The sequence below is a fragment of the Hyphomonas polymorpha PS728 genome, assembly GCF_000685315.1.
Taxonomy (GTDB): Bacteria; Pseudomonadota; Alphaproteobacteria; order Caulobacterales; family Hyphomonadaceae; genus Hyphomonas; species Hyphomonas polymorpha.
Genome location: NZ_ARYM01000001.1, coordinates 121,450 through 134,303, shown reverse-complemented (window position 1 = coordinate 134,303; position 12,854 = coordinate 121,450). Strand labels below are relative to the sequence as shown.

Here is a 12,854-nt window from a genome sequence, read left to right as displayed (position 1 = left end):
GGTGCCACGTCGAGTTGCCCGGGTATTTGCGTAGATTTACCTATGTTAAGACCCCCGCTGCCGGAGTGCCCCGTTTGACCCTCGCGCCAAAACCGAAGAGCAAGGCCCAGCTCTCCTCGATCACGGAGCGTATGCAGGCACTTGTTGCAGACGACCTGATCGCCGTGGAACGCCTGCTGGCAGAGCGGGCGGCAAGCCCGGTGGCCGTCATTCCAGACCTTTCGGGCTATATCGTCTCGGCTGGTGGCAAGCGCCTGCGCCCGATGATCACCCTGATCGCCGCCCATGCTGTGGGCAAGGCGACCCATGCGACCCATGCGCTGGCAGCCGCTGTGGAGTTCATTCACACCGCCACCCTGCTGCATGATGATGTGGTGGACGAGAGCGACCTGCGCCGGGGCAAACCCGCCGCCAAGGCGATCTGGGGCAACAAGGCCTCGATCCTGGTGGGGGACTTCCTGTTTGCGCGGGCGTTTAATCTCCTGGTCGAAGCCAACAGCCTGGAGATCCTGAACCGGCTGGCCACGGCCTCAACCGTGATTGCCGAAGGTGAAGTGCGCCAGCTGGCCGCGATGGCCGCGCGCGACCTGCCGACCGAGGAATACCTCGCCATCGTTGAGGCCAAGACCGGCGCCCTGTTTGAAGCCGCCGCCGAGACGGGTGCAATGTCTGGCGGGGGCGAAGAACACGCCGACGCGCTGGCGACCTATGGGAAGAATCTGGGCCTCGCCTTCCAGATCATTGATGACGCCCTCGACTATGGCGGGACCACTTCGGTGATCGGCAAGTCGGTCGGCGATGATTTCCGCGAAGGCAAAATCACCCTGCCGGTGATCATTGCGCGCCGCCGGGGATCAGATGAAGACCGGGCTTTCTGGGACCGGGCGCTGAACCCGGAAACGCAGGAAGATTCCGACCTCGCCCACGCCGTTCACCTGATCCGCGCCACTGGCGCGGCCGAGGCCACCGTGCAGGAGGCTGAGGCCTATGCAGCGCTTGCCAAGGGCGCGCTGCGCACGCTGCCGACATCGGCCTATCGTGACGCGCTGGAAGACCTCGCTGATTTCTGCGTGAGCCGGGCTTACTGAGCTATTTGCCTTCGGCCGCAAGACGGCGGCCCAGCGTGACGCGCTGCCAGATCCAGAGCCCGCAGCCCAGCAGCAACAGCCCTGCAAACAGGCTGGCCGCAATGCCTGCGCCCTGACGCGCGCCGGTGATCGCGGCGAGCCCTGTGATGAGGCAGAAGCCCCACCAGAGACCGGCGACCTGCAGATGGCTCCAGCCCGCGCGCAGGAACAGCTGATAGGCATGATCCCTGTGCGCCTGCATCAGCGGGCGGCCCAGGCGTGCCCGCCAGATGAGCGTCAGAAACACATCGATCAGGATCGGCAGGACAAGCGTTGCCGGAACCCAGGCGGAATGGATGACAGCGGTCGCGAGCCCTGCCCCGCCGATCAGTGCGCCGATGGCGAGAGAACCGGTGTCGCCTGCATAAAGGCGGCCAGCCAGGTTCCAGGCAAGGAAGCCGCACAGCGCCGCAATCGCCGCCACCAGCAGCAGGAAGAGGATGCCCGGCGCGGCTCCCGGCGGGGGCGCGACGATGACCGCCAGCGCGGCGAGCAGGATGGCGGAAGACCCCATGGCGATGCCATTGGCCCCATCCAGAAAGTTCACCGCGTTGGCCATGACGAACAGCCAGAGCGCGGCGCACAGGATGCCGATGAAGACAGGCAACGCGAGCCCGCCATCACCGAATCCGGGCAGCCAGAGCTGCGTGACATGCGGCCCATAGATCGCGGCAAAGACGGATGCGGCCGCGAGCACCAGCAGCTTGCGGCCGGCGGGAAGGTTGAGCCTGTCATCGGCAAATCCGAGAAGGCCTGCAATCAGCATAAGGAGCATCGGCCCGGCCAGCGCGCTTTGCGCCAGGGCAGCGATGGGATTATCAAGGCCGCCCGGCAGCAGAAGACTCCCGGCGAGGAGCGCGGCGCCGATACCGGCCAGAACCCCAAGTCCCCCGGCGCTGGGCACCGGCCGGGCCTGCGTCTTCCGGCCGCCATCCGGCGCATCCTTGGGGCCCAGACGGATCATCAGGGCGCAGACGAGGAAGCTGACGATCAGCGGCACCACGGCCCAGACAAGGGAAAGCCCGATCATGGCGCGCGCCCCAGGCGGCAGGCTGCCGTCCACCAGTGCTTCCTCGCCGCGTCATTGCGGAGGACGACCATCGCGCGCTCGGCAAAGGCGATGGCCTCAAAAAGGGCAAGGCAGGTGGCGCCCGATCCGCTCATCCGGGCGAGGAGGACGCCGGGCTGGGCGCGCAGAAAGGTGAGCGCTTCCGCAATCTCCGGCACCATTGCGATGGCAGGCGCTTCCAGATCATTACGCTGCTCGTGCAGCCAGGCAGCGACGGCTTTGGCATCCTGAAATTCCGGCAGCGGATGGATTTCGGCAAAGCCTGCGCCGCCGCCTGCCTCATCATGGGCGCGGAAAACCGGCCCCGTGGGGCATGGCACGCCGGGATTGACCAGGAGGGCATCAAGCGGCGGCAGAGACGGCACCGGCGTGACGCGCTCCCCTTCCCCGCGCATCAGGGCAGGCTGGCCGGAAAGCGCCACCGGTACATCGCCGCCAAGCCGGGGCGCGATGGCGGCGGCATGGGCGGGGTCTATATCCCAGAGCTTTGTCAGCAGGCGGAGGGCTGTTGCCGCATCCGACGAGCCGCCGCCGATGCCGGCGGCAACGGGAAGCCATTTCTGCAGCGTCAGCCGGGCGCCCTGGCGCGTGCCCGAGGCGGCCTGAAGCGCGCGGGCCGCCTTGAGGACGAGATTGTCCTCAAGCGTTCCGGCTTCAGCCGCGCGAGGGCCCGAGACCTCAAGGCTGATCGTATCTGCGGGCTCGGCTTGCAGATGATCTGCAGCCCGCCCATCGGCAAAGACGACGAGCGAATCGAGATCATGCCGGCCATTGGATTTCGGCGGGCCGACATGCAGGTAGAGGTTCACCTTGGCAGGCGCCCAGCCGGAAAGGCCCGTTTCCGAGATAGTCATGTCCCCGCCCTTCAGGGAGTTTCCGGCACACCGGCCGGAGGCGCAGGCGTGGGGGCTGCCTCGGGCGCGTCTGGCCCGAGCTTCGAGTGCAGCTTGGCATTGATCCGTTCCCGGTCTTTCTCGGTGGGGTCCAGCGTCAGGGCCCGTTCCCACTGGAACGTCGCTTCAAGCTTGCGGCCTGCGCGCCAGTAAGCGTCGCCCAGATGGTCGTTGAGAATGGGGTCGCCCGGGACGAGTTCGACGGCACGTTCAAGATAGTCGACGGCTTCCTCATACTGGCCGAGCTTGTAATGAGCCCAGCCGAGGCTGTCGATGATGTGGCCCGACAGCGGCTCCAGGATCACCGCGCGGCGGATGAGGGCGAAGCCCTCTTCGAGGTTTTCGCCCCGGTCGATCCAGGAATAGCCGAGATAGTTGAGAACGGTGGCGCTTTCCGGGCGCAGTTCAAGCGCATGTTTCAGGTCGGCCTCGGCTTCCGGCCAGTTGCCTTGACGCTCCCGCGCGGCGCCGCGCGCGAAGATCACGCGCCAGTCTTCCTTGGCGCCGTCGCTCTCGATGATCTCGCTGAGCACAGCCTCGCCCTCGGCATAGCGTTCCAGCGAGATGTAGAGATCGGCCAGCTGAAGCTGAAGACTGCGATCCGGCGTTCCGGCCAGCGCTTCATCCGCCACGCGGAGGGCCTCATCGCTCTTGCCCTGCGCGTTCAGGAGGCTCGCTAGCTGGCCCTGCGCATTGGCGTAATAGGGAGACGGTACCGGCACCTGGCGCAGCACACGGATGGCATCATCGCGCCGCCCGCCATTCTCCAGCGCCTGCGCCCAGAGGGACCGGGCAACCTGAAGGTCCGGGTCCAGCGCCAGCGCCAGCACAAAATAGACCGAGGAGAGATCATCATTGGTCTGATACATCAGCGCGGCCGCCGGAACGTACAGCGCCAGCGCGGCCCCTTGACGGGTGGTCAGCCGGCGCGGCTTGATCTGCTCTCCCGCCTCGATGCGGCGGGCAAGCTCGGCCAGGGCCGCATTCGTGCCGACCTCGGCCCGGAACGCCTCAATGATTTCAAGCGCGCGCCCGGTGTCTCCGCGCGCAGCGAGAAGTTCGGCATGCGCCTCTACGCCAATGGCGAGGCGGGCGCCCGATGCCCAGACACGCTCGAAATTGGCAAGGGCCTGATCCTCGGCGCCGCCCGACATCTGAAGCAGGCCAAGCATGTAGAGGGTGGGGCTGTCATAACGCAGGTCGCCGGTCAGCCCCTGCTCAAGATAACCCGTCGCCAGAGCAAGGCCGTCCTTGTCCAGCGCGCGCCAGGCCGACATGCTGTTGGCGATATTGCGGTTGAAAGGCTGAAAGGCCGACTCTTCCAGATAAGGCCGTGCCTTTTCAGGCTTGCCCCGCACAATGGCATCGACAGCGAGCGTGAGCCGGACGAGGCTTGCCTCACTGCCGGCTGCCAGCGCGCGGCTGGAAAGCCCGGCTGCCGCCGGATAATCCCCCGCCAGCAGCGCAGAGAAGACCGCGCGCTCAGCAATCGAGGCCTGCTCGGGCATGACATCAATGATGGCGGCATAGCGCCGGGACGCGGTCTCCGGGTCATTCGTCAGCGAGGCAATCCGCGCGATCATGAAATCCCGATAGGCCTGCGCTTCGGCCGGGCGGTCGCCGGTAAAGTCGTAGGATGGCCCGTGCGGAACGGAGGAGGCACAGGCCCCGAGGGCGAAAAGGCTGGCCAGGAGGATCGGCGAAAGGATGCGTTTCATGGGGCAAACACTTGCAGTATCCGATGGGCGCTACAAGTGGCGCGCAGCGGTCTGCCACGCGCCATTTGGGCGCTATTGCGAGGCGATCCGCAGGTCCTGACGGTCAAAATAGGTATCGATGGCGTTCTTGATGGCGCGCACCGATGCCTGGCGGCCCTTGTCCGACTGAAGGCGCTTGGCGTCGTCGGCATTGGTGAGGAAGCCAAGCTCCAGAAGCACAGCGGGCACATCCGGCGCGAGCAGCACATAGAAGCCGGCGCTGCGGTGGGTGTTGCGCAGGACCGGGCCCGCCTGCTCAAGCTCGGGCAGCAGCAGTTCGGCAAATTCGGCCGAGCGCGTCTTGGTCTCGCGTTTGACCAGATCGGAGAGGATGCCGGTGAGCCGCTGGGGCGTGCCATCCTCAATCGGGATCACCCAATTGTTACGGCTCGCTTCCCGGTCGATCCGCCCCTCCCCGCGCGCGGATATGGTGTAGACCGAAGCCCCCGCAACCGAGCTGGACCCCGCCGCATCCGCATGCAGCGAAATGAACAGCTCGGCGCCCCAGTTGCGCGCCTTGGTCACCCGGTCTTCGTGATCGACATAGACATCGGTGTCACGCGTGAGCTTGACAACATAGCGGCCATCGGCCTCCAGCAGGTCTCGCAGGGCAAGGGCCGCCTTCAGGGTGACATCCTTCTCCCGGCCGCCATTGATCGCCATGGCGCCGGGATCCTTCCCGCCATGGCCCGCATCAATGACCACGACATGCCCCTTGCTGCGCGGGGGCGCTTTCCGGCCGGCTGCGGCGCCGCTCGCGCCTGCCAGGAGCGCCGTCTGATTTTCAGCCGCCTTCGCGGCGTCCGTCTCCGCCTTGGCCAGCCGGCGCTGGTCGCGCTTGGCAAGGCTGGAGAAGCGGGCCTCCGACACGGTGTCGAGATCGACGATCACGCGGTAGGATTTTTCGGTGCCTGTTGGCGGCAGGCGCAGGACGCGCGCCACCGACATGGGCCGGTCAAGCGCGAATTCCAGCCGCCCCGGGTTCAGCGACCAGACGGTCACCCCACCGCCGCCGGGGCCTTCCGTCGAATAGGCGTTCGACCTTAGCGGGAAAATGATGCGCCGCACACCGCCAATTTCGGTGGCATAGGCTTCCGCCTCCTCGGGGGCGTCGGTCCAAATCGTGATTCGGGTCGGCGCCCCGTCGCCCACCACGCGCACTTGTGACACGTCCGCAACGGCGCCAAAAACGGCGCCAAAGCAAAGTATTAACAAGACTGAAACAATACGTGTCAGCATCAGCTCTGCAGGGTGGAAGGGGCAGTCGCTGCCCAATTTCAGGTCACTGACGTGGATACCCACAGGAAGATTAACCCAGCCTTGACCGCAGATTAGCTGTTACAGCACCCCCAGCGGGAATTTGGCTCTTTCAATTGCAGGGAAAATTGGGCACTATTCTCATGTGGCCGCCGTAAAGGGTCGGCCCAACGGTTTCCCAACAGCGCACCCCGGCCCGGCTTCCCCGGAAAGGCAAGCGGGCGGCGCGCTCCGGAAAGCAGGAAAAATGCGCACTGGTGCCGCGAACACTGCAGGTTTGATCGACTCGCCGAGGCGAGACGGCTCCCTGCGCCCGCAAGGCGCCTCCCTCACCACTTATTCCGGCCTGCCAGCCAACCAGAGGCGCCCTGCGCCCTGGCGAGCGGCGCCGGACCGAAAGGTTCTGTTTAATGAGCAGACTGATGCTGATCGACGCCGCCCACCCCGAAGAAACGCGGGTGGCAATCGTCAACAATGGCCAGGTTGACGATTTCGACTTCGAGGCAACCGGCAACGAACAACTCCGCGGAAACATCTATCTCGCCAAAGTGACCCGGGTGGAGCCCTCGCTCCAGGCGGCCTTTGTCGAATATGGCGGCAACCGCCACGGCTTCCTCGCCTTCAGCGAGATCCACCCCGATTATTACCAGCTGCCCGCTGCGGACCGCGAACTGCTTCTGAAAGAAGCTGCCGAGGAGGCCGCCGCCGCCATCGAGGATGATGATGACGGCCCCTACGTGCCCCACGGCATGAGCGCCGAGCTGGAAAACGGCGGCAACGGCGAAGCCGTCAGCGCCGATGACAGCGATGACGAAGACGGCGACGAAGACGACACCGACGCGGACGCTTCTGCCGATGCAGAGGGCGATGGCGAGGATGACGGCGAAGAAGCCCGCCCGCGCGCCGCAAAGCCCGAGCGCCGGGGTGGCCAGAAGAAGGCCCAGCGCACGCCAATCTCCAAGCGTTACAAGATCCAGGAAGTGATCCGCCGCCGCCAGGTGATGCTGGTACAGGTGGTGAAAGAAGAGCGTGGCAACAAAGGCGCGGCCCTGACGACCTATCTGTCGCTGGCCGGGCGCTATTCCGTGCTGATGCCGAACACCCCGCGCGGCGGCGGCATTTCCCGCAAGATCGTCAATTCGGCTGACCGCAAGCGCCTGAAATCCATCGTTTCAGAGCTGGATGTGCCCGAAGGCCAGGGCCTGATCGTGCGCACGGCCGGCGCCAAGCGCACCAAGGCCGAGATCAAGCGCGACTATGACTATCTCTCGAAACTGTGGGAACAGATCGTCGAGAAGACCCTCTCCTCCGAGGCCCCGGCGCTGATCAATGCCGAAGGCGGCCTTGTTCACCGCGCGATGCGGGACATGTTCGACAAAGAGATCGAGGAAGTCTGGGTCCAGGGCGATGAAGCCTATCGCGAGGCCAAAGACCTGGCCAAGATCATCATGCCGAGCCAGGCCAAGAAGGTTCAGCAATGGCGGGAGGAAGACCCGCTCTATGTCGCCGAGGCGGTCGAGAACCAGCTCGATTCCATCTATTCCCCGGTCGTGCAGCTGAAATCGGGCGGCTATCTGGTGATCAACCAGACCGAAGCCCTCGTCGCCATCGACGTGAACTCCGGCAAATCCACCCGCGAGCGCAACATCGAGCAGACCGCCGTGCGCACCAATCTGGAGGCTGCCGAAGAGGCCTGCCGCCAGATGCGCCTGCGCGACCTTGCCGGCCTCATCGTGATCGACTTCATCGACATGGAGGAGAACAAGAACAACCGCGCCGTCGAAAAACGCCTGAAGGAGTGCCTGAAGGTGGACCGGGCGCGCGTTCAGCATGGCCGCATCTCGCAGTTCGGCCTGATGGAAATCTCCCGCCAGCGCCGCCGCCAGGGCGTGCTGCAGGCAACGTCTGACCCCTGCCCGGCCTGTAACGGCACCGGACGGCGCCGCTCCATCCCGTCGGCTGCGCTGCAGCTGATCCGGGCGATCGAGGCGCGCGCGGCTACCGGCGGCCTCAAGGGCATCGGTGTGAAGGCGCCGACGGATGTGGCGCTCTACATTCTCAACAACAAACGTGAAGCGCTGATCGAGATTGAGCGGGTCGCAGGCTTTGCCATCTCGATCCATTCCTCCGAAGACATGCTGCCCGGCGATTTCGAGATCAATGCCGAGCGGGATCCGGGCGCCAAGCCGAAGAAACGCCCGACGCCGCGCTCGCTGATGAAGCCGACGCCGCCGTCTGTCCGCGATGAGGATGACGAGGACATCGAGGACGAAGACCTGATCGAGGCCGATGACGAAGCCGGCGATGAGGACGAGGCGGGCGAGCCCCGCAGCTCCGAAGCCTCTGACGAGAAACAGGGGGGCGGCCGGCGCCGCCGGCGCCGCCGCCGGGGTGGCCGCAGCCGTGGGGAAACCCGCGAAACCGGTCTGGAAGTGGTGGATGCCGAACGCCCTGCCGATGCAGAGGCAGATGCGGACACCGGCGACGAAGACGATGACGACGAAGACGGTGACGAGACCGCTGGCACTGCCGAGGCGGGCTCTGACGACAGCGATGCTGCGCGCAAGCGCCGCCGCCGGGGCCGCCGGGGTGGCCGCCGCCGCCGCAGAGGGGGCGAAGGCCGTGGCGAGGGCGGCGAGATTGCCGCCATTGCCGATGGCGGGGCTTTCCTCGATGGCCTCTCGGTCAGCGCCGATGTGATGCTGTCGGAAGAAGAACCTGCGATTGGCCTGCCCGCGCCCGTTGAAGCGCCGCAGGTCGAAGCCGAAACGGCCGAAGAGCCGGTTGCGGCTGAGACTCAAGGTGAGACGGTTGAGGCGGAGGACGCGCCTGCGCCCGCCGCTGACGAGCCGCGCACGGGCCGGTCCCGCTCGCGCCGTGGTCGGGGCAGCAAGTCTACGCCGGAGGAAACGCCCGCTGCAGAGGCCGCCCCTGCTGTGGAAGCTGCGCCCGAAACGCCGGAGCCTGTTGCAGAAGCAGAACCCGTTCATGTGGAGCCCGCCCCCGTGGAAGCGCCCGCGCCGCAAGCCGCGCCGGAGCCGGAGCCTGCCATGGCGCAAGCCGAGGCCACGCCTGTAGCGGCTGAGCCGGAACCTGCGCCGGCACCGGCCGCCCCTGCCCCAGCCGAGCCCACCGGCCCGAAACGCAGCGGCTGGTGGAACCGCGGGAAAAAGTAATCACCTGATCCATCAGGTTACGGACAAAACAAAAAAGGCCGGAGCAGTTGCTCCGGCCTTTTGCATTGTGACGACCGAAAGGTCGCGGCTGCTTTACGCAGCCGCCTTCTTCTCTCCAGCCGGCGGGAAACGGTCGTAGAAGGATTGGCCCTTCTCCGCCATTTCGCGCAGGAGTTTGCCGGGGCGGAACCGCTCGCCATACTTGTCGGCAAGGCGGTCTGCCTCGGCGACGAAAGCGGGCACGCCCCAGATGAGATCCATGTAGCTGACGCAGCCGCCGGTATAGGGCGCGAAGCCCCAAGCGAGGATCGAGCCGATGTCGCCATCACGCGCGTCCTGGATCACGCCTTCCTCAAAGCAGCGGGCCACTTCGATCGCCTGACGGATCAGGAGGCGATTGGTCAGCTCTTTCTTCAGCGCCGGCGGGCATTCATCGATCTTGACTTCGACCTGCTCATTGAGGTCCGGCCAGATGCGGTCGGGCTTGCCCTGCTCGTTATAGTCGTAGAAGCCCTTGCCGGCCTTGCGGCCCACGCGGCCCTTGTCTTCGACAATCCAGGCCATCATGCGACCCAGCGGGGCTTCATTATAGTCAAAGCCGGTCGCCTTGGCGGTTGCCCGACCAACCTTGAGGGCGGTGTCGAGGCCAACAGAGTCAGACACTTCCAGCGGGCCCATCGGCATGCCGGCCTGACGGCCAACGTTTTCGATGATCGCCGGCTTGATGCCTTCCGACAGCATCTCCAGGCCTTCCTGGGTGTAGGTGCCAAAGCAGCGCGAGGTGTAGAAGCCGCGGCTGTCATTGACGACAATCGGCGTCTTCCGGATCTTCAGCACATAGTCGATCGTCTTGGCGAGGGTTTCCTGGCTGGTTTCCTTGCCCATGATGATCTCGACCAGGCCCATCCGCTCGACCGGCGAGAAGAAGTGGATGCCGATGAACTTGTCCTTGCGCTTCAGTGGCGTGGACAGCTGGGTGATCGGCAGGGTCGAGGTGTTGGAGCCAACGATGGCGTTCTCGCCAAGGGCGGCTTCCGCATCGGAGAGCACCTTGTGCTTCAGATCGATGTCTTCATAAACGGCTTCAACGATCAGGTCGCAGTCTTCCAGAAGCTTATAGTCCGTGGTCGGCGTGATGAGGGAGAGCAGCGCATCGCCCTTCTCCTTCGTGCTCTTGCCGCGCGAGATATCCTTCTCCACGAGGCGGACGGAGTATTGCTTGCCCTTGTCAGCCGCTTCCTGCTTCACATCGACCAGCACCGTGCGGATGCCCGCGCGGGCCTGCTCGTAAGCTATACCAGCGCCCATCAGGCCAGCGCCGATGATGCCGACTTTCTTGATCTCTGCCTTCTCAAAGCCTGAAGGGCGGTTTGCACCTTTCGACAGGGCCTGGGTGGAGAGGAACAGCGAGCGGATCATCGCCTTGGCTTCCGGGCGCTGCTGGGTGTTGATGAAGTAGCGCGTCTCGATCCGCAGGCCGGCATCGATCGGCACCTGGATGCCTTCATAGATGCAGGAGAGGATGTTCTTCTGGGCCGGGTAGTTCCCGTAGGTCTTCGCCGCCAGCATCATGTTGGACATGGTGGCCACCTGGCCAGCGCCAGGCGATTTGTGCGGCACGCCGCCGGGAACCTTGAAGCCTTTTTCGTCCCAAGGCGCTTTCGCCTTCGGGTTAGCCTTCACCCAGGCCTTGGCGCGGGCAACAGTCTCCGCTCCCGGAGCAAGCTCCTGAACCACGCCCATGGCATGGGCCTTCTCGGCATTGAAGCTTTCGCCCTGAAGGATCAGCGGAAGCGCGGCCTGCACGCCGACGAGGCGCGGCAGGCGCTGCGTGCCGCCAGCGCCCGGCAGAAGGCCGATCTTGGCTTCGGGCAGGCCGAACTGGATGCGCGGATTATCGCTGGCCGCAACGCGGTAATGGCAGGCGAGCGCCACTTCGAGGCCGCCGCCAAGGGCCAGGCCGTTGAGGGCAACCGCCACCGGCTTGCCGCAGGTTTCCAGCTTGCGCAGCGTGCCGTTGAGGGCAAAGCCAGCTTCGAACTGTTCTTTCTTCAGTTCGTCGGCAGACTTTTTCTTCTCGCCGCCGCCGCTGCCGGCGCGGTCGCCCATCTCGCCAAGGTCTGCCCCGGCGCAGAAGCCGGTTTCCTTGCCGGAAGAAATGACCAGGCCCTTGATGTCCGCGTTGGACGCAACCTCATTGGCAATGGCGATGATGTCCGCCACCGCCTTGCCGGTCAGCGTATTCATGCTGCGACCGGGCACGTCGAAGATGGCGTGAGCGATGCCATCGGCATCGATGTCGAATTTGAATGTCTCGAGTTTCATGATCTTGTTCTCAATATTCCGTATCGTGATTAGACGCGCTCGATGATCGTGGCGGTGCCCATGCCGGCGCCGACGCAGAGCGTGATGAGGCCAGTTTCCTTGTCGGAGCGCTCAAGCTCATCGAGCACCGTTCCGAGGATCATGCCGCCGGTGGCGCCCAGCGGGTGGCCCATGGCGATGGCGCCGCCATTGACGTTCATTTTCTCGTGCGGAATGTCGAGCAGCTTCATCATCAGCATGACGACGGATGCGAAAGCTTCGTTGAGCTCATAGATGTCGATGTCGCCAACATTCATGCCGGCTTTCTTCAGCACCTTCTGCGTCACATAGGTCGGGCCGGTCAGCATGATGCCCGGCTCCGAACCGATGGAGGCCATGGCGCGAACGCGGGCGCGGGGTTTCAGGCCCATCGCCTCGCCCATTTCCTTCGAGCCGAAGAGAACGGCAGACGCGCCGTCCACGATGCCCGAGGAGTTACCGGCATGGTGAACGTGATTGATCTTTTCCAGCTCCGGATAGCGCTGCTTGATGACTTCATCGAAGCCCATGGCGCCCATGCCCGCAAAGGATGGGTCCAGCGCGGCGAGGCTCTGCATGGTGGTGTCAGGGCGCATATGCTCGTCATGGGCAAGGCGGATGCCGCCCATCTGGTCGCGCACCGGAACGATGGACTTGCCAAAGCGGCCTTCCTTCCAGGCCTGCGCGGCGCGGCGCTGGCTTTCCAGCGCGAAGGCGTCCACGTCATCGCGGCTGAAGCCATACTTCGTCGCAATCGTATCGGCGCCGATACCCTGGGGCGTGAAGTAGGATTTGAGCGCAATCTGCGGGTCGGTGGACCAGGCGCCGCCAGCCGCGCCCATGGGCACGCGGCTCATGCTTTCCACGCCCCCGCCGATGGCCATGTCGGCCTCGCCGGTCATGACTTTCGAGGCGGCCATGTTGCAAGCTTCCAGGCCGGAGGCGCAGAAACGGTCAACCTGAACCCCGGCCGTGGTTTCGGCATACTCGGCATTCAGCACCGCGATGCGCGCGATGTCGCCGCCCTGCTCGCCCACGGGCGAGACGCAACCGAAGACGACGTCGTCGACCTTGGAGGTGTCGAGATTGTTCCGGTCACGGATGGCCTGCAGCACCTGCGTGCCGAGGCTGAGCGCGGTGATCTCGTGCAGCGCGCCGGAGGATTTGCCTTTGCCGCGGGGCGTGCGCACGGCGTCGTAGATATAGGCTTCGGGCATGGGGTGGCTCCTTTG

At 65.1% G+C, this 12,854-nt stretch carries 8 protein-coding genes; 2 read left to right on the top strand and 6 right to left on the bottom strand.

Going from position 1 to position 12,854, the window contains the following annotated elements:
- The first annotated feature begins 74 nt into the window (after nucleotides 1-74).
- Nucleotides 75-1,088, top strand: coding sequence for a polyprenyl synthetase family protein (locus HPO_RS00700; RefSeq protein WP_035593250.1), 1,014 nt, complete (start codon nucleotides 75-77; stop codon nucleotides 1,086-1,088).
- 1 nt (nucleotide 1,089) lies between these two features.
- Here HPO_RS00700 and HPO_RS00695 read toward each other — a convergent pair whose 3' ends face one another.
- The 4 genes from HPO_RS00695 to HPO_RS00680 all read right to left on the bottom strand — a co-directional run bounded on the left by HPO_RS00695 (nucleotide 1,090) and on the right by HPO_RS00680 (nucleotide 6,085).
- Complete coding sequence (locus HPO_RS00695; protein WP_035593247.1) at nucleotides 1,090-2,190, bottom strand: glycosyltransferase family 4 protein; 1,101 nt, start codon at nucleotides 2,188-2,190, stop codon at nucleotides 1,090-1,092.
- Nucleotides 2,154-3,050, bottom strand: coding sequence for a 4-(cytidine 5'-diphospho)-2-C-methyl-D-erythritol kinase (locus HPO_RS00690; RefSeq protein WP_035593244.1), 897 nt, complete (start codon nucleotides 3,048-3,050; stop codon nucleotides 2,154-2,156). The genes HPO_RS00695 and HPO_RS00690 overlap by 37 nt, the downstream gene beginning before the upstream one ends.
- Before the next feature lie 11 nt (nucleotides 3,051-3,061).
- Entirely contained in the window at nucleotides 3,062-4,807 is a 1,746-nt protein-coding gene (locus HPO_RS00685; RefSeq protein WP_051612123.1) for a tetratricopeptide repeat protein, read from the bottom strand.
- A gap of 72 nt (nucleotides 4,808-4,879) precedes the next feature.
- The gene (locus HPO_RS00680) at nucleotides 4,880-6,085 is read right to left on the bottom strand and encodes an N-acetylmuramoyl-L-alanine amidase family protein (protein WP_051612122.1); all 1,206 of its coding nucleotides are present in this window, start codon (nucleotides 6,083-6,085) and stop codon (nucleotides 4,880-4,882) included.
- A 428-nt stretch (nucleotides 6,086-6,513) separates the two neighbouring features.
- Between HPO_RS00680 and HPO_RS00675 the strand changes: the two genes are divergently transcribed.
- Nucleotides 6,514-9,279 (top strand): Rne/Rng family ribonuclease, encoded by a 2,766-nt coding sequence (locus HPO_RS00675; protein ID WP_035593241.1) that lies wholly within the window; start codon nucleotides 6,514-6,516, stop codon nucleotides 9,277-9,279.
- A 93-nt stretch (nucleotides 9,280-9,372) separates the two neighbouring features.
- Here the strand turns inward: HPO_RS00675 and HPO_RS00670 are convergent, their stop codons facing one another.
- Both HPO_RS00670 and HPO_RS00665 read right to left on the bottom strand, forming a co-directional pair.
- On the bottom strand, nucleotides 9,373-11,604 hold the full coding sequence (locus HPO_RS00670) for a 3-hydroxyacyl-CoA dehydrogenase NAD-binding domain-containing protein (RefSeq protein WP_035593238.1): 2,232 nt from the start codon (nucleotides 11,602-11,604) through the stop codon (nucleotides 9,373-9,375).
- A gap of 29 nt (nucleotides 11,605-11,633) precedes the next feature.
- Nucleotides 11,634-12,839, bottom strand: coding sequence for an acetyl-CoA C-acetyltransferase (locus HPO_RS00665; RefSeq protein ID WP_035593235.1), 1,206 nt, complete (start codon nucleotides 12,837-12,839; stop codon nucleotides 11,634-11,636).
- Nucleotides 12,840-12,854: the final 15 nt, after the last annotated feature.